At 67.6% G+C, this 15,611-nt stretch carries 13 protein-coding genes and 2 pseudogenes; 11 read left to right on the forward strand and 4 right to left on the reverse strand.

Going from position 1 to position 15,611, the window contains the following annotated elements:
- Positions 1-2: 2 nt before the first annotated feature.
- Complete coding sequence (locus tag ACT89H_RS21550; RefSeq protein ID WP_445110441.1) at positions 3-3,242, reverse strand: protein kinase domain-containing protein; 3,240 nt, start codon at positions 3,240-3,242, stop codon at positions 3-5.
- Between the two features lie 449 nt (positions 3,243-3,691).
- Between ACT89H_RS21550 and ACT89H_RS21555 the strand changes: the two genes are divergently transcribed.
- On the forward strand, positions 3,692-5,650 hold the full coding sequence (locus ACT89H_RS21555) for a primary-amine oxidase (RefSeq protein WP_445110442.1): 1,959 nt from the start codon (positions 3,692-3,694) through the stop codon (positions 5,648-5,650).
- Between the two features lie 149 nt (positions 5,651-5,799).
- Positions 5,800-6,387: a TetR/AcrR family transcriptional regulator gene (locus tag ACT89H_RS21560; RefSeq protein WP_445110443.1), complete on the forward strand. Its 588-nt coding sequence runs from the start codon at positions 5,800-5,802 to the stop codon at positions 6,385-6,387.
- A gap of 203 nt (positions 6,388-6,590) precedes the next feature.
- Here ACT89H_RS21560 and ACT89H_RS21565 read toward each other — a convergent pair whose 3' ends face one another.
- Positions 6,591-7,022, reverse strand: coding sequence for an ester cyclase (locus ACT89H_RS21565; RefSeq protein ID WP_445110444.1), 432 nt, complete (start codon positions 7,020-7,022; stop codon positions 6,591-6,593).
- Between the two features lie 171 nt (positions 7,023-7,193).
- Here ACT89H_RS21565 and ACT89H_RS21570 point away from each other — a divergent pair.
- Positions 7,194-7,340, forward strand: a pseudogene (locus ACT89H_RS21570) (transposase); the annotation flags it as partial.
- A gap of 91 nt (positions 7,341-7,431) precedes the next feature.
- Here the strand turns inward: ACT89H_RS21570 and ACT89H_RS21575 are convergent.
- Entirely contained in the window at positions 7,432-7,752 is a 321-nt protein-coding gene (locus tag ACT89H_RS21575; RefSeq protein ID WP_445110445.1) for a hypothetical protein, read from the reverse strand.
- 76 nt (positions 7,753-7,828) lie between these two features.
- Here ACT89H_RS21575 and ACT89H_RS21580 point away from each other — a divergent pair.
- Positions 7,829-8,053 (forward strand): annotated as a pseudogene (locus ACT89H_RS21580) (SDR family oxidoreductase); the annotation flags it as partial.
- Here ACT89H_RS21580 and ACT89H_RS21585 read toward each other — a convergent pair.
- Entirely contained in the window at positions 8,008-8,613 is a 606-nt protein-coding gene (locus ACT89H_RS21585) for a TetR/AcrR family transcriptional regulator (RefSeq protein WP_445110446.1), read from the reverse strand. The pseudogene ACT89H_RS21580 and the gene ACT89H_RS21585 sit on opposite strands and share 46 nt — an antisense overlap.
- A gap of 314 nt (positions 8,614-8,927) precedes the next feature.
- Here ACT89H_RS21585 and ACT89H_RS21590 point away from each other — a divergent pair, with 314 nt between their 5' ends.
- The 7 genes from ACT89H_RS21590 to ACT89H_RS21620 all read left to right on the forward strand — a co-directional run bounded on the left by ACT89H_RS21590 (position 8,928) and on the right by ACT89H_RS21620 (position 15,562).
- A complete protein-coding gene (locus tag ACT89H_RS21590; protein WP_445110447.1) occupies positions 8,928-9,755 on the forward strand; it encodes an aminoglycoside adenylyltransferase domain-containing protein in 828 nt (275 codons plus the stop codon).
- Positions 9,756-9,981: 226 nt separating this feature from the next.
- On the forward strand, positions 9,982-10,566 hold the full coding sequence (locus ACT89H_RS21595; protein ID WP_445110448.1) for a biotin transporter BioY: 585 nt from the start codon (positions 9,982-9,984) through the stop codon (positions 10,564-10,566).
- Positions 10,559-11,680 carry a class I adenylate-forming enzyme family protein gene (locus ACT89H_RS21600; protein WP_445110449.1) on the forward strand — a complete coding sequence of 374 codons (1,122 nt, stop codon included), beginning with the start codon at positions 10,559-10,561 and terminating at the stop codon, positions 11,678-11,680. The genes ACT89H_RS21595 and ACT89H_RS21600 overlap by 8 nt, the downstream gene beginning before the upstream one ends.
- Entirely contained in the window at positions 11,677-12,804 is a 1,128-nt protein-coding gene (locus tag ACT89H_RS21605) for a thiolase family protein (RefSeq protein ID WP_445110450.1), read from the forward strand. Before ACT89H_RS21600 ends, ACT89H_RS21605 begins: the two co-directional genes overlap by 4 nt.
- A 76-nt stretch (positions 12,805-12,880) precedes the next feature.
- On the forward strand, positions 12,881-13,561 hold the full coding sequence (locus tag ACT89H_RS21610; RefSeq protein WP_445110451.1) for an energy-coupling factor ABC transporter ATP-binding protein: 681 nt from the start codon (positions 12,881-12,883) through the stop codon (positions 13,559-13,561).
- Positions 13,558-14,160: an energy-coupling factor transporter transmembrane component T family protein gene (locus ACT89H_RS21615; RefSeq protein WP_445110452.1), complete on the forward strand. Its 603-nt coding sequence runs from the start codon at positions 13,558-13,560 to the stop codon at positions 14,158-14,160. Before ACT89H_RS21610 ends, ACT89H_RS21615 begins: the two co-directional genes overlap by 4 nt.
- Positions 14,153-15,562, forward strand: coding sequence for an AMP-binding protein (locus tag ACT89H_RS21620; protein WP_445110453.1), 1,410 nt, complete (start codon positions 14,153-14,155; stop codon positions 15,560-15,562). Before ACT89H_RS21615 ends, ACT89H_RS21620 begins: the two co-directional genes overlap by 8 nt.
- The last annotated feature ends 49 nt before the right edge of the window (positions 15,563-15,611 follow it).

Below are 15,611 nucleotides of genomic sequence, written 5' to 3' on the forward strand. Positions count from 1 at the left end.
CACTATTCTCGCGACTCGGTGATCCATGCGGCGATCTGCGTCCGTGCGGTGAATCCGAGTTTGGCGAGGAGGTGTTCGACGTGACCCTGCGCGGTACGCGGGGAGATGGCCAGGCGGGCGGCGATCTCCTTGTTGGTCATGCCCTCGGCGATCAATTCGGCGACCTCACGCTCGCGTGCCGTCACCTCCTCTCCAGCCGAAGGCGTCGTGTCGGTGGCGTGTTCGCCCAGTGCGTAGGCGACGGCGGCATCGAAGCCGAGCGCGGCGCCCGCACGGTGCGCCGCGGCGAAGCGGCGTGCACTCAGTGCTTGCCGGGTTCGGCGTTCGCAGTCCTCTCGATAGGTCAGCAGGGCGGGAAAGATGACGGGCGAAGTCCCCACCGACTGGCCGATCCGTTCCGCGGCCGCCAGCAGCACGACGGCGCGTTCGGCGTTGCCCGCAGCGGCGGCCATCCACGCCATTGTTTGCAGGCACAAGGTGGTGTTCAGCCGATCGGTGATCCTGCGGCTGCTCCGCAATGCCTGCCGGAGCAGCCGATTCGCCCGGGCCGAATCGCCTCGACGCCACGACGCGAATGCCAGCGACCACTGCACGTAGGACCGGTAGACGGATTCGCCCTGCGCCTCGGTGATGGCGAGCGCGCGCTCGTAGTATTCGATTGCCGCCTGTGGGTTTTCGCCCAGATCATGCGACAACCCGAGGAAGGTCAGAGCGAAGACCTGGTGTAGCAGCTCACCGTGTTCGGCGTATATCCCGGTGGCGTTCTCCATGAACGGTCGTGCATCGGAGGGCTGACCGCGGAACAGGTGGAGTAGTCCTTCGGCGAGGTCGAGATGCGCGCGGGCCACCGGTTCGCTCGTCTGCTGCAGGAGCGCGCGCCCCTCGTGCACCCGAACGGCGACCGCCTCGATGTCCCCCTGCACCCCGGCCATATGGCACGCGGCGTAGAGCGCCGCGGCCTGGTCGGTGGCTTCTCCGGCGTGGCGTGCCAGCAAACGGTCGAGCCAGCGCCGCCCTTCGGTGAACGCGCCCTGAGAGACCCAGTACGGGAAGAGGGTGGCGGCGATCTTGATTCCGGTCTCCGGATCGTCGGATACGCAGAATTCCAGTGCGCGACGGATGTTGGCCTGCTCGCGATCGAATCGTGCGAGCCAGTCGATTTCGCGGGGGCTGACCCAGTCGGCTTCGGCCTGGCGTGCGAGCTGTTCGTACCAGTCTCGGTGACGACCGCGCAGTTCCTGGTATTCGCCTCTCTCCATGGCCTTTTCGATACCGTATTCGCGTACGGTGTCGAGCATTCTGAATCGGACCGCGATATTCGACGCTTCTCGGTTCAGGATCGATTTTTCGACGAGGTAGGTCACGATGTCCAGGATCTCGTCCTGGGAGAGCTGCTCGCCGTAGATGTACTGCGCGGCCCCGAGTTCGAAGCCACCTTCGAAAACCGACAGCCGGGCCCATGCCCGTTGCTCGACCGGTGTGCACAGGTCATAGCTCCAGTCGATGCACATCCGCAGGGTTTGCTGCCGTGTCGGGGCGCTTCGATGGCCGTGCGTCAACAGGGCGAATCGGTGGGTCAACCGGTCCAGGATCTGTTCGGGCGACATCGCCCGAAGTCGCGCCGCCGCCAGCTCGATCGGTAGTGGCAAGCCCTCCAGCCGCTGACATATGCGTGCGATGGTGACCTTGTTGTCCTCGGTGAGCTCGAAGCCCGCGACCGCGGCGGCGGCCCGTTCCGTGAACAGCGCCATCGCGTCGTTACGAGGCAGGCCCCTCGGTAGCCGATCGGGATCGGGGAGCGCGAGTGGGGGGACCAGGAGAATCTGCTCGCCGCCGACACCGATGGGCTCGCGGCTCGTCGCGAGAATCCGCAGCCCGGGGCATACCCGCAGTAGCGATTCCGCGAGCTCTGCGACAGCGGCGACCACCTGTTCGCAATTGTCCAGCACAACCAGCATTTCCCGAGGCATGAGGAAATCGACCAGCGTTTCGTAGACCGGTATCGTCGACCGATCCACCAATCCCAGCGCATGCGCCACGACGCTGGCCAGCAGCGACTCGTCACGTAGTTCACCGAGCTCGACGAAGGCCACGCCATCGGCGTAGTCCTGTTGCACAGCGGTGGCCGAGCGTAGCGCCAAGCGGGTTTTTCCTACGCCGCCGATCCCGGTCAAGGTCACCAACCGCGAGGTGGACAGTGCGTTCTTCGCTTCGGTCAGTTCTTTTCGTCGTCCGACGAAACTCGTCAACTCGAGCGGCAGGTGACGCATTCGGCCGGAGTCCGGCGATCGCCCGACCGACGAGCGCGCGCCTTGTGCCTGCTCGTTCGGCGAAGACCGCGGGACTCCGCGCAATGCCATTTCATCGACCGGATAGCCGTGGTGATATTGGGATGCCTGGAGTTGCCTGCCGAGTTCGGCGGCCGACGGCCGGCCGGCCGGGTCGGCGCCCATGGCGTGTTCGATGATGGTGCTGAGATCGTCGGGGGTGCCGTGCTCGCGAGGGTCGGGTACGGGTCCTGCGGTGATCCGCAGGAATTGGGCTACCAGTTGTTCACCGCTGCGGCGTTCGAATGCGGCATGACCGGTCACCGCGGCGAACAGCGTCGCGCCGAGACTGTAGACATCGGTGGCGGGGGTGGTCGGCTCGCCTGCCACGACTTCGGGGGCGGTGAACGCCGGTGTAGTGGTCACGATCCCGGCGTTGGTGACGAAGGCGCCGGCGAAGTGGGCGATTCCGAAGTCGCCCAGTGCGGGCTCGTCGTAGTCGGTGAAGAGGATGTTCGCCGGCTTGACGTCGCGGTGGAGAATTCCGAGCAGATGCGCGGATTCGAGCGCGCCGGCAATCTTTACTCCGAGTCGCAACACTTCTGGTAGCGGGAGCGGTCCGTGGTGGCGCAGCCGTGTGTCGAGCGAGCCGTGCGCATAGTAGGGCATGACGATGAACGGTCGGCCGTTGTCGGTGACGCCGGCCGCGAGGACGTTGACGATATTGGGGTGCCCGGTCAGCCGGCCGGCCGCGCGTTGTTCGCGAAAGAACCGCGCCCGGTTGTCCTCGTCGAGATCGGCGGTGAGGAGTTTGACGGCCACGACGCGATCGAGGGCGGTCTGGGTGCAGCGGTAGACGGCGCCGAAACCGCCCCGGCCGATCTCCTCGGCGTTGTCGAATCCAGCTGTCGCCAGTTCCGCCACCACCGAGCCGGATGGGTCGCGTTGCGTCATCAATGGGTCGTTGTCGGTCATCGGCTACCCCGACTCGTCCCGTCCGATCCGCAGCCGGAAGCAGCCACAGCTCACCTCTCGAGAATGCAACCTCGAGTTTATCGTGTGTTCACTCGGTCCGGCCCGACTTTATCTCACCGCAGTTGCGCCACGACCGCCAGAGGGGCCACCGGTGGTGGTGCGCCGACGCGCGGCCTCGCCACCGCCGTCGTTCCAGCATCCGTGCGTCGTCGGACAAGACTTCCGATCATCGGTCGCCCTGTATATGATCCAGGTCACAAGTCGGCAGTGGGTGCCCGCTCGATCGCTGGATCGACTGCCGCCGGACCGCCAGGCCTGCCGAGGCCCCGACGGTTAACCACAACGTAACGCCCGGCTACACGATTGGAAACGCACAACCAGAACCGTATTTTCCAACAGTCGTAGAGCCAACCGTCTCCAATGTGTGCAGGATTCAGAAAGAAGTGTCTATGCCGACCTTGACACCCGAGCGCGTGGACCATCCATTGGCGCTTCCCACCGCCGACGAGATTGCCGAAGTACGGCGGGTCGTCGTTGCGGCCGGACTGGTCTCCGGTGCCACCCGCTTCGTCTATGTCGGTCTCGAAGAACCCGGCAAACAGACCCTCTACACGCGGTCTGGACCGGAAAGCTTCGAGCGCCGGTTCCGGGTGCTGCTGCACGACGTCGACCGCTCGAACGCTGTCGACCTGGTGGTGTCCCCGGCCTCGGGCCAGGTGGTGTCGCAGCGCGTCCTCGACGCGGTCTCCGACGGGCAGATGCCTGTGCTCGACGAGGAGTTCGAGCTTGTCGAGAACATTCTGTCCACCCATCCGGCCTGGCTCGAAGCACTCGCCGCACGGGGGCTCGATGTCGCCGAGGTGCGGGTCGCCCCGTTGTCGGCGGGGGTGTTCGACTACGACGGCGAACAAGGCCGGCGCATCCTGCGCGGACTCGCCTTCCACCAGCAACACGAGCGCGACAACGCCTGGGCACATCCTGTCGACGGGCTGGTCGCTTTCGTCGACGTGATGACCCGGGAGGTCCTCCGGGTCCTCGACACCGGCCCCGTCCCGGTGCCGCAGGAGTCCGGAAACTTCGATGATCCGCAGGTCACCGGCCCACTGCGCGACAGCCAGAAACCGATCGAGATCACCCAGCCACTGGGGCCCAGCTTCACGGTCGACGGCAACCTCGTCGAGTGGGAGAAGTGGTCGCTTCGGGTCGGCTTCGACGCTCGCGAGGGACTGGTACTGCACCAGATCGGCTTCCGTGACGGCGAGCGGGTGCGGCCCATCATCCACCGCGCCTCGATCGCGGAGATGGTGGTGCCCTATGGCGATCCATCGCCGGTGCGTTCCTGGCAGAACTATTTCGACACCGGTGAGTACCTGGTCGGCCGCTACGCCAACGCGCTGGAGCTCGGATGTGACTGCGTGGGCGACATCACCTACTTCGATGCCGTCCTGGCCGGCGAGACGGGCGAGCCCCGCATCCTGCCCAACGCTATCTGCATGCACGAAGAGGACTTCGGCGTGCTGTGGAAGCACACCGACCTGTGGAGCGGATCGCAGGTGGTCCGCCGCCAGCGCCGCCTGGTGATCTCGTTCTTCACCACCATCGGCAACTACGATTACGGCTTCTTCTGGTACCTCTACCTCGACGGCACGATCCAGTTCGAGGTCAAGGCAACGGGCATCGTGTTCACCTCCGCCTACCCGGGTCCGGACTACCCCTATGCGTCCGAACTCGCTCCCGGCCTCGGCGCCCCGTATCACCAGCATCTGTTCAGCGCTCGGCTGGACATGATGGTCGACGGGCCGGGCAACCGCGTCGAAGAGGTCGAATCACGCCGCGTGGCCATGGGTCCGGGCAATCCGCACGGCAACGCCTTCACCCTGGCACGCACCGCGCTGACGCGGGAATCGGAAGCGCAGCGGTACGCCGACAATCGCGTCGGCCGGACCTGGCACATCGTCAATCCCACCGTGACCAATCGGCTGGGCCGGCCGGTCGGGTACGCGCTGCATCCGGAAAGCCGGGAAACTCTGCTCGCGGACGAGGAATCGTCCATCGCCAAACGCGCCGGATTCGCGACGAAGCACCTCTGGGTCACCCGTTACGACCCAGCGCAGCGTTATGCCGCGGGCGATTTCGTCAATCAGCACGCCGGCGGTGCGGGGCTGCCCGCCTATGCCGCGGCCGACCGGTCGATCGACAACGAGGACCTCGTCGTCTGGCACACGTTCGGATTGACCCACTTCCCGCGACCGGAGGATTGGCCGATCATGCCGGTCGACTACACCGGGTTCGTGCTGAAGCCGGTCGGATTCTTCGATCGCAATCCTTCTCTCGATGTACCGGCGACGACTTCTGCGCACTGCGCCGCGCAGCAGTCGGCGGACGGCTGTGCAGGGTGCGATGAGTGACATCTCCACCTGAGGCGACGCGACCGGGGCCTGTGCGGCTCGGTAGGCACGGTGGGAATCGCCCCACCCGCCACTCGCCGACCGCCCGCGACGGGCCCCGGCCCGTCGCTAGGGTGGCTACATGACCCTACGACGCGGTGGCCGCGAGCATGCCTAAGCTGGTCGATCACGACGAACGTCGGCACGCGATCACCGCCGCCGTCTGGCGATTGATCGCCAGACGGGGCATCGACGCATTGAAGATGCGGGACATCGCCGCCGAGGCGGGTTATGCGAACGGCTCGCTGTCGCACTACTTCACCGGCAAAGACGACATCCTGCGGTTCGCATTCGAGCACGTCTACGACGCCACGAATCGCCGGATCGACGCCGCCCTCGGCGATGCCAGCGGCTTGGCCGCCCTCCGCCGCTTCTGCCGGGAGGTCATGCCGCTGACCCACGAGACCTTGCTGGAGGCACGCATCGCGACCTCGCTGTGGCAGCGCGCGATGTACGACGAGCGCATGACGGCGATCAACGAGCGCGCACTCGAGGAATGGCGCGACCGGCTCATCGGGTTCCTCGACGAAGCCCGGCGCGACAACGAAATCGCCGACGTGGACACACCCCTGGTCGCCGACCAGCTCATGACCATCATGATGGGCGCGCAAATCGTCGGCGTGCTCACTCCTCGCACTATTACGGCAGACCGGCAGATCGAAATGCTCGACTCGCTCCTCGCCGGACTCGGCCGATAGACCACGCGGGCACGGCGGAGTCGGGACGACTACACGTATGGCAGGCCGGCGCGGCGCTCGGCTGGGGTCCCCGGTGTGGTGTTGCCGAGACCGCGGCGAACGCCGTCCCGGGTCTCGACTGGGCCCGAGTGGTCGGCATCGGATAGGTGCCCGTTGCCGGTGAATGGGCCCGGTGGCCGCCGGGCCCATTCAGATTGTGGATATCAGGAGGCCGCGCCGAATTGCCGCATCAACGTCGCCAGGTCCCAGTAGTCGGAGCAGCGGCGGATTTTGTCGCCTTCGAATTCGAAGAACGACAGGCCGCGTACTTCGAAATCCTTGTCCGCGGGGGGCTGACCGTTGATGGCGCCGATCTTCGTTCCACGCATGACCCATTCGGCGCTGCCCTGATCGTCGTGGACGATAGCGCGAATGACCTCGTACTGCACGTCGGGTGCTTGCGTGTAGACGTCGGTCGCGAACGCGGCCAACTCCTCGGCGTTGTGGCTGATCTGCGCAGTCGGGACATCCTCATAGCGGAGGTCGGTGACGAAGAGTTCGAGCAAGGCGTCGTTGTCATGGCGCGACCAGTGCTCGGCCCACAGACGAATGGTCCGCAACTGTGCGGCATTTCTTTCGTTGCCCTCGATGGCCATGGAGGCTTCCCTTTCCTGTTCAGCTGGGCGTTGAGATCGACCAGCAGTGGATGAACTATACGCCCAAAATGTGAACGGTTGGTTCGTTATTTTTGTGGGGCGAGTACTGCCGCCGGCGGATGAACTCGAACGGCATACGCCGGCCGAGGATCGCGATTCGGCGGACAGGCCGATCCCGCCGGACGCGGAACCGGCAACTCTCGCAACGGGACCCGCACCGAATCCGTGATCACCGGCGACGGACCGGTCGCGATCGACGTTCCACGTGACCGGGAGGCGAGCTTGGAGCCGCAGATAGCGCATGAGCGCGCAGATAGGCCAGACGGCCACCGTCGGTAGTTTCGAACTCGCTCGACTCCGCTCTGCCACAACCGACACGTTGTGTCGGTGGATCGTGTGGTCACGTGGTTCAGCCGGGGGTGGCTGTTTTTCGCTGTGTCCGTGGGCGCCGCTGGGTAGATTCGCGATCCTTGATCGAATCGCTGCCCGAGATTCCGTTGCGAATCAGCGATTGCGCCGTCCGAATAACGCTTTCCAGCGCGCCCTTGCGAGGTGTCCACCATTCAACGGCCCACTTCAGCGAACCCATGATGAGCATCTGTACGTAGCTGTCGCGCTCGTGGCGCACCGGCAGCCGCGTGTCGTGCCTGTCGCCGGTACGGTCGATGCCCGCGGGCGCGGGCCGGGCCCGCTGTCCGACTGCTATTTCGTGGGAATCGGCTCTCCGCATTCCGGTACGTGTCGGCATGACGACCCGCGGGGACTGCCCGCCGGCCAGCTGGGGGCCGAGCCATCGACCGTGGTGATTGGCGCACAAGGGTGTTCGGGTCAATGCTGTGCAGCCGGGCCTGATCAGGACACCGATGACCGACGCGATGCCGCCGGAGATCTTCGCCGAGCGAGAGGCCGCCATACCGATGAAGCAGGCGGGGCTGCCCAGCGAGGTCGCGGGCGCCGTGCTGTTTCTTGCCTGCGACCTGTCGAGTTACAGAACGGGTGCGGTGCTCGAGGTCGGCGGCGGACGGCTGATGTCGGCCTTGCCGGCCGAAGTGGCCGACGCCTCGCGCTGCTGCACCACTTCACGCAAGAGTCTGCGCAGCACCCACTCCAAACGGCCGATGTCTTCCTCGGCGTCTATCTGCTGGTAGCCGACCAGCAGATAGACGCCCCAGCGGGCATGGTGCAGCGCTTCCTCGTCATCGAAGACCGTTCGCGCGGCTTCGAGCACCACCTGTTGGCGCTGGGCGTCGACCACGTCCTGGACGGCGCGTACTTCGGGGTCGATCCGGCTCCACACCCGGATCGCCGCCTCGGCGCGATGGGGGAGCGCGAGGGTGAAGTGGAGCAACGCCTCCAGTTGGTCGACCGCGTTATCGCGTTGCTGCGCCAGGGCGACCAACTGGGTCGTGCTCTCGGTGCGCCAATGGTCGAGAAACTGTGCGGTGAAGTCGCGCCAGTTCTGGAAGTAGTGATAGAACGACCCTGTGGTCACACCCAGCCGCTTGCACAGCGGTGCCTGCTTCAACGCGCTGTAGCCCTGCTCGGAGAGCAGGTCGAACGCAGCGTCGAAGTAGTCTTGCTTGATGGCCATGGGTCTCCGTGGATGGGGTCGGGTGCGCCGGCTTTCGGTTGTGCTGGACGGGCCGAGGCTTGAACATAAGCTGGCTTATATTGACAATACCCGCACGTCGTGGAGTTCTCTTGTGTCGGTGAACCCGGGTGTCGCGCCGGGCGATGTCGTGCTGACCCTTGGGTGGGGTTCCCGGACTCGGCAGGTCCCGCCGGGCTGCCGCGTGATCGACCTCGGCAGGTGTCCGGACAGCTGAACGCGGTGCTCGAGAACAGCTTCGCCGATCCGCGCGGTCGCCGACCGAGCACGCGGCCTCGGCAGGGATACTGGCCCGCATGACCCACGTCCTGGTGGATCCCCATCTTCTTCCGGTCGAGTTGCGTCCGTACCTCGATGCTCTCGTGCGACGCGCCCGCGCCGTCTGCGGGCATCGTCTGGTGAGTGTGTTCGCGGTGGGATCGGTCGCGCTGGCGGACTATCGGCACGGGCGCAGCGATGTCGACGTGGTGGTCGTCGTAGCGCCGTCGCTGCCCGCGCGGGCATTGCGTGAACTGGCCGAATCCTTCGCGCATCCGGCGTTGCCCTGCCCGGCGGCCGGGCTGGAACTTGTGGTCTACGGCGCCGATTTCGTCGCCGAACCGTCCAGTGCGGCCGGCTACCTCATGGACTTCGATACCGGTCCGATGTTGCCGAACCGCGTCAGTTTCGATCCGGCCGATTCCTCGGCCTTCTGGTACGTCATCGATCGTTCCATCGCACACCAAACCGGGCGCCTTCTGTACGGGACTCCCGTGCGGCAGGTCATGGCGGCACCATCGTGGCGCGACGTCCATGCCGCGCTTCTGGCTTCGGTTCGCGAACACGCCGGGGGAGCGGGGCATCTGGGCGACAACCGGATACTGAACGGCTGCCGTGCGGTAGCGTTCTGCCGCACAGGTCGCTGGCTGTCCAAATGCGAAGCCGCACATCTGGTCGCGACCTCGGAGAAAGAGTTCTCCTCTCTCATCGAAACAGCACTGCGCAGCTTTCAGCGCCCACGCTCGGCAGCACTCCCACTGCCCACCACCGACGTGCGCACTTTCCTTGCCTGGGTGGGGGACCGTGTCGGCGAAGCCACGACGAGGGCGGCGGCCGGTGCGGAGGGCGGAAGTACAGGCGGGTAGCGAGAAACTGTCGCCTGGTCCGAAGAGTGCAGGGGCGATAGCTGCTGAACCCGGTGCGGTACCGCCTACCAAGAAAAATGCTCTTACGTAAATATGCGCATTTAAGCATTTATTCGCAAACAGCGGCAAGTCGGGCTCGAGAAATCCCATCAGACCCGCTCCGGGCGCGCCACCGTACTCGGTTTGCTACCTTGAACATCGTTCAAGGTCTAGGCGGAGGGTTGTCGTGGAGGGTATCGAGAGCTCTCGGGAGCCGAGAGTCGGTGTGTCCGCGCGGGACATGGCGCAGATCGCGGTCTTCGCGGCGCTGATCGCGGGCCTGGGCCTGCCGGGCGCCATCACGGTCGGGTTCAGCGGAGTGCCCATCACGGTGCAGACTTTGGGCGTGATCCTGGCCGGTGCGGTGCTCGGGGCGCGTAAGGGGACGGCCGCGGTTCTGGTTTTCCTGGCGCTCACGATGCTCGGCCTGCCGTTGCTGTCCGGCGGCCGTACCGGTCTGACGGCGCTGGCCGGTCCCAGTGCGGGATACCTGATCGGCTGGATCCCCGCGGCGTTGTTCATCGGGCTGGGCACCGCCCGCATCCTGCCGCGATACCCAGTCGCGCTCGGCCTGCTGATCAACGCCATCGGCGGCTTGGTGATCATCTACCTCTTCGGCACCGTGGGCCTGCTGCTGCGTACCGATCTCGGTGTGCGGGCCGCGATTGCCGCCAATGTCGCGTTCGTTCCCGGCGACGTGCTCAAAGTCGTCGTCGCGACCGTGGTGGCCAAAGGAGTGCATCGCGCGTATCCCGGTGTGATCCGTGCCTAGTCCCGAACTCGGCGGTGCGGGCGACGCGCCTGCCGTCGACTTCGGTGGCCGCGCCTACACCTACCGCGAACTCGACGCTGCGATCGAGCACTGGATCGACCGCGACCCGGACGCGGCGGTCTACGACGCGTCGGCCCTCCCGGTTCCGGACGCGCTGATCTGTGTCTGCGCCGCGGCCCGCCGCGGCATCCCGGTCTTCGTCGAGAATCCCGCCGCGCGACCGCGCCGCACCGGCGTCCCACCGACGGCGTTCCTGCTGGTGGCGACCTCGGGCTCGACCGGGCGTCCGCGGCCGCTGGCGCGGACGGCCGCCTCCTGGTACGACAGCTTCCCCGCGTTCACGCAGATCACCGGCGTCGAACCGGACGACCGCGTACTGATCACCGGACCGTTGCACGCGACTATGCATCTGTTCGGAGCGCTGCACGCGCTGTGGCGCGGCGCGTGTGTCACCGACGATCCGGCCCGAGCCACCGTGGTGCACGCGGTTCCCGCGATACTGCGCGAGGTGGTGCGCACCTGTCCGTGCCTGCGCACCGCGATCGTCGCGGGTATCGCGCTCGACGAGGGTGCGCTGGCGGTGGCCGGCCATCTGGGCGTCGTCGAGTATTACGGCTCCTCGGAAGCCTCGCTGGTGGCGGCGCGGCGCGTTCCCCAGCCGATGCGGCTGCTCGACGGCGTCGAGGCCGAAGTACGCGACGGACTGCTCTACGTCCGGTCGCCCTACCGGATGCTCGGCGCGCCCGACTGGTTCGGCGTCGGCGACTTCGCGGAGCTGGGCGACGACCGCCAGGTAACGGTGCTGGGCAGGGGAGACTGCGCGATCAACGTCGGCGGCACCGTGGTGGTCGCCGAGGAGGTGGAGCGCGTCCTGGCATCGCTCGATGGCGTCACCGCCGTGGCGGTGGTCGGCTCGCCGCATGCCGTTTTCGGGGAAACAGTCACGGCGGCAGTGGAATTGGATGGCGGCACGGGGCTCGACGAGGTGCGGTCGCGAGCCCGTCGCCTGTTGACGAAAGAGGCGATGCCGCGCCGGTGGGTACCACTTCCCGCGTTGCCGCGCACCGCCGCCGGGAAGGTGGCCAGGGGCGAACTGAAAGACTTGCTGGCATGAGCCCGGTCCCCGTTCTGGTAGTGCCACGCCGCACACCGATCGGCAACGCGGGCCACGGATTGTCCACCCTGAGCACTACGGACTTGGCCGCTCCCGTGTTGCGCGACGTGCTGGCGTCGGTGCGCGGGGCGGGCATCGATGCCGAGGTGGACGACGTGGTCCTCGGCAACTGCCTCGGCCCCGGAGGCGATCCCGCCCGGGTCGCCGCGTTGCGCGCGGGGCTGGGTGTGCACGTTCCCGGCGTCACCGTCGACCGGCAGTGCGGTTCCGGACTCGACGCGGTGATGCAGGCGGCGTTGCGGGTGCGCAGCGGAGCGGACGAACTCATCCTGGCCGGAGGGGTCGAATCGGCCAGCACCGCTCCGTGGCGCTTCTGGCCGCCGGTGGCGGACGCCGCGCCGGTGCGGTACACCCGCGCTCCCTTCGCGCCACCGGGATTCCCCGATCCGGACATGGGCGTTGCCGCCGACGATCTCGCGCGAGCGCGCGGCATCGGCCGGGAGCGGCAGGACGCGTACGCGGCCCGCTCGCACACGCTCGCCGCGGCCGCCGACTTCTCCGCGGAGATCGTGCCGCTCGCCAGTGTGCGCCGCGACGAACGCATCCGGGCGGGCATGACCGCGTCTCGGCTCGCGCGCCTGCGTCCCAGCTTCGGTGCCGACGGCACCGCCACCGCGGGCAATTCCTGCGGCATCTCCGATGGGGCGGCGGCCATGGCGGTCACCACCGAAGCGATGGCCGCCGGACTGCCCGCCTTGCGGATTCTCGGCTGCGCGGTCGCCGGGTCCGACCCGCGGTTTCCCGGCCTCGGTCCGGTACCCGCGATCCGAAAAGTGCTGCGGCGCACCGGGTTCGGTGTGGCGGACCTGGGCGTCGTCGAGATCACCGAAGCATTCGCGTCGGTGGTCTTGGCGGTGGCGGACGAACTGGGCCTGGACGAGGCCTCGATCTGCCCGCAGGGCGGCGCCATCGCGATGGGGCACCCATGGGGAGCGTCCGGCGCCATCCTGCTGGTGCGCTTGGCGAGTCAGATGTTGTGTGCCGACGGCCCGGCGCTCGGTCTGGCGGCCTGCGCCATCGGCGGCGGACAGGGGATCGCGGTACTGGTGGAGCGAGTTTCGTGAGCGAGCGTCAGCGAGCGAGCCGAGGATACAGCGCGCGGTCGCGCACGACGGAGCCGAGCCGTGGCGAGGCGCCGTCGTGAGCGAGATCGTCATCGACTCGGTGAGTCACCGGTTCGGGGAGCGAAAAGTGCTGCGCGAGATAGACTTGCGTATCACCGAGCGCCGCGTGGGCATCATCGGGTCCAATGGTTCGGGCAAATCCACCCTGGCGCGCATGATCAACGGCCTGCTGACGCCGAGTTCCGGCACGGTCACGGTGGACGGCGTCGACGCCTCGCGCAAGGGCGCGCAGGTGCGGCGGAAGGTAGGGTTCGTCTTCACCGACCCCGACACCCAGATCGTGATGCCCACGGTCGCGGAGGATCTCGCCTTCTCGCTGCGGCGGAGCGGGCTGAGCAAGCAGGAGATCGCGGCGCGCGTCCGGGAGATCTTGGAACGATTCGGACTGGCGGGCCACGCCGAGCACCCGTCGCACCTGTTGTCCGGTGGCCAGAAACAGCTGCTCGCTCTCGGCGCGGTCTTGATCCGGCGGCCGGAGGTGATCATCGCCGACGAGCCGACCACTCTGCTCGACCTGCGCAACGCCAGGGTCGTCGCCGACGCGCTGGACGCGGTGGATCAGCAGGTGATTGTGGTGACGCATCAGCTGTCGCTGTTGGACAGTTTCGAACGTGTCATCGTGATCGACGACGGGGCGGTGGTATTCGACGGAACGCCCGGCGACGCTGTCGCGGCATACCGGGCATCGGTCGAATGATCGGCCTGTACCGCCCGGGCGATTCGCCGCTGCACCGGATACCCGCCGGGGTGAAGCTGGTGCTGCTGCTGGCGTCGATCGTGGCGACCACGGTGTTCGTGCGCACTGCGCCGCAGGTGGCGGCCGCGGCGGTGGTGGTGGCGGGATTGTTCGCGGTGGCCCGGATCCCGTGGCGGGTCGCCGCGGCCCACCTGCGTCCGCTGGTGTGGATGCTGGTGTTCATCGCCGTGTTCCAGGTGCTGATCACCTCGCCCGCGCGAGCCGCGGTGGTGTGCGGTGTGCTGGTGATCTCGGTGGCGCTCGCGGCGCTGTTCACCCTCACCACCCGGGTGACCGACCTGCTGGACGTCGTGACCCGGTGGCTGGGGCCGCTGCGCCGGGTGGGTGTCGATCCCGAGCGGATCGGCCTGCTGCTGGCGCTGGCCATCCGGTGTGTGCCGTTGCTGGCGGGGATCGTGCAGGAGGTCGCCGCGGCACGGCGCGCTCGCGGCCTGCAATGGTCGATGACGGCGCTGGTCACGCCGGTGCTGGTGCGCGCGCTGCGGACAGCCGACGCCATGGGTGATGCCCTCGCCGCGCGGGGAGTGGACGATGAGTGAACTGCTCGCCGCACGGATCGCTCGGCAGGTCGCGGCGGATCCCGCGGCGACCGCCGTGATAGCGGGACGTGAGCGGGTCGATTATGAGCGGTTCTGGTCGAAGGTCGTGCGCACCGCCGCCGGGCTCGACGGCATGCGCCGGGTCGCCGTGCTCCCCACCTCGGATGTCGAGTCCCTGGTGACGGTGACCGCGGCGATGCACGCGGGGGTGAGTGTCGTTCTGCTGCATCGCCATCTGCTGCCCGACCAGCTGAGGCGGGTACTCGCGCTGGCCGAGCCGGCAGCCGTCGTCGCCGCGCCGGGCCGGCACCGGCGGTTGCGGCGGCTGGGATTCGACGGTGTCGTGCGGACGGCCGCCGCACTGGAATCCGATGTTTCGGCGGGCGTGGCGCACTCGGGCGCGGAACTGTTGGTGGGCATCACGTCCGGCACCACTGGTGAGCCGAAGCTCTTCGTGCGCGATCAGCTGTCATGGGCTGCGACGCTGGATCGCTCCGACCGCACGTTCGACATCGGAGCCGGGGACCGGGTATCGGTGCCGGGCGTGCTAGACCACACGCACTTCCTCTACGGCGCGTTGCACGCTTTGACCCGCGGCGCGACGGTCGATCTGCGGCCGGTGGCCGAGGCCCTGAACGACGGTGCGACGCACCTGTATTCGGTGCCGACGATCGCGTGGGACGTGGTGCGGGCGGGAATCGGCCCGGTCGGCGGCGTCCGGGAAGTGCTGTCCTCGGCGGCCCGGTGGCCGCGCGCGGGACGGCAAGCGTTGCGGGAAGTCCTGCCGAACGCCTCGCTCGTGCACTTCTACGGTGCGTCCGAATTGAGTTTCGTGTCGTTCGATCGCGGGCTCGGCAGCGACGACGACAAGTCGGCAGGCGAACTGTTCTCCGGTGTCGAGGCCCGCGTCCGCGACGGTCTGGTGTACGTGCGCAGCGACATGCTGTTCGACGGCTACCTGACCGCGGATGGTGTGGCGGGTGGTCCCGTCGACGGCTGGATGACGGTCGGCGACCGGGGCGAGGTGATCGGCAACCGCCTGCGGCTGTTCGGCCGCGACAGCGAGATGGTGATCCGGGCGGGCCTCAACGTCGAACCCGCCGCCGTCGAAGCGGCGCTGACCGCGATACCGGGTGTCGCCGAGGCCGCCTGCGTCGGTGTGCCCGACGCGCGCATGGGCGAAGCGCCCGCGGCGGCGATCGTGGTCGGGGCCGACGCACCGGCCGCCGCGGATATCTGGCGGCGGCTGCGCGCGACCTTGCCGAGTCCGAGTATGCCGGTGCAGGTGCTGGTCATGGACCGGCTGCCGCGCACGCCGCGGGGCAAGCTCGATCGGGCGGCGCTGGCCGCCATGCTGGCCGCGCATCGACTGGACGGTCGAGCTGCCGACGCCGGTCGCTGAGGTGAAAGACGGTCCGAGCATGCCGTTCGGCCCGGTTTCGGGTAACCGG

This window comes from Nocardia aegles, assembly GCF_052545135.1.